Origin of the sequence: Streptomyces sp. VTCC 41912 (genome assembly GCF_045799175.1) — a bacterium.
GTDB lineage: Bacteria > Actinomycetota > Actinomycetes > Streptomycetales > Streptomycetaceae > Streptomyces > Streptomyces albulus_C.
The window spans coordinates 1-1,661 of sequence record NZ_JBJMAB010000093.1; the positions used below are offsets into that span (position 1 = coordinate 1).

At 70.7% G+C, this 1,661-nt stretch carries 1 protein-coding gene; it reads left to right on the forward strand.

Translation table 11 applies throughout. The annotated features are described in order from the left end of the window. On the forward strand, positions 1-1,661 hold a 1,661-nt coding region (locus ACJ6WD_RS41255; RefSeq protein ID WP_407617808.1), incomplete at both ends, for a type I polyketide synthase.

A 1,661-nucleotide genomic window follows, 5' to 3' on the forward strand; every position in this document is an offset into this window, starting at 1 on the left:
TACGGGAGCATCCTGGGCGGTAGGGAGTTCGAGGGGTTCCAGGGCCAGGGCAGCGCCGGCAGCGTCGCCTCCGGCCGCGTCTCCTACACCCTCGGTCTCGAAGGCCCGGCCGTCACCGTCGACACCGCATGCTCCTCCTCCCTGGTCGCCCTGCACCTCGCGGCGCAAGCCCTCCGGGCCGGCGAGTGCACCCTCGCACTGGCCGGTGGTGTGACGGTGATGTCCACCCCCGGCACGTTCGTGGAGTTCTCGCGCCAGCGCGGCCTGGCCCCCGACGGCCGATCCAAGGCGTTCGCGGAGGCGGCGGACGGTGTCGGCTGGTCCGAGGGCGTCGGCATGCTGGTGCTGGAGCGCCAGTCGGACGCCGTCCGCAACGGTCACGAGATCCTGGCGGTGGTGCGCGGTTCGGCGGTCAACCAAGACGGCGCGTCGAACGGTCTCACCGCTCCCAACGGACCGTCCCAGCAGCGAGTGATCCGCCAGGCACTGGCCAGCGGAGGCTTGTCCCCGGCCGACGTGGACGTGGTCGAGGCGCACGGCACGGGCACCACTCTCGGTGACCCGATCGAGGCCCAGGCGCTGCTTGCGACCTACGGCCGTGACCGCGATGCCGACCGGCCGCTGTGGCTCGGTTCGATCAAGTCCAACATCGGTCACACCCAGGCCGCGGCCGGTGTCGCGGGCATCATCAAGATGGTGTTGGCGATGCGGCACGGCACCCTGCCCCGGACCCTGCACGTCGACGCCCCGTCCTCGCACGTCGACTGGAGCACCGGAGCGGTCGAACTATTGACGGACGAGACGGCGTGGCCGGAGACCGGTCGGGCCCGGCGCGCCGGCGTCTCCTCGTTCGGCATCAGCGGCACCAACGCCCACGTCATCCTCGAACAGCCGACGGCCCAGCAGCACGCAGTACCGGAGAAGGCCCAGGTGCAGCTGCCCGTGGTGCCGTGGGTGCTGTCCGGCAAGTCGCCGGAGGCCCTGCGCGGCCAGGCAGCACGCCTGCGCGCCCTTCTGGCGGAGCGGCCCGGAACGCGCCCGATCGACGTCGGCCACTCGCTGGCGACGACCCGTTCGACGTTCGACCACCGTGCGGTCGTCCTCGTCGGCGACGCGATGGATCCCGTCGACGCCCTGGGCGCCCTGGACGCGCTGGCATGCGGAGCACCCGATCCGACCGTCGTCACCGACTCGGTGTCCGCAGGTGGTTCGGCCGTGTTGTTCTCGGGCCAGGGATCCCAACGCCTCGGTATGGGGCGTGGGTTGTACGGCCGGTTCCGGGTGTTCGCGGGGGCGTTGGACGAGGTCGTCGATGGTCTGGATGCTGAACTGCCCGGTCAGGTCGGGTTGCGGGAGGTGATGTGGGGTGATGACGCCGATCGGTTGAATGAGACCGGTTGGGCGCAGCCGGCGTTGTTCGCTGTGGAAGTCGCCCTGTTCCGTCTGGTGGAGAGTTGGGGTGTGCGGCCGGACTTCGTGGCCGGTCACTCGATCGGTGAGATTGCGGCGGCGCACGTCGCGGGCGTGCTGTCGTTGGCGGATGCGTGCCGTTTGGTGGCGGCTCGTGCTCGGTTGATGCAGGCGCTTCCGCAAGGCGGTGCGATGATCGCCGTCCAGGCGACGGAGGACGAGGTCGTCGCGCACCTTACGGACGACCTGGC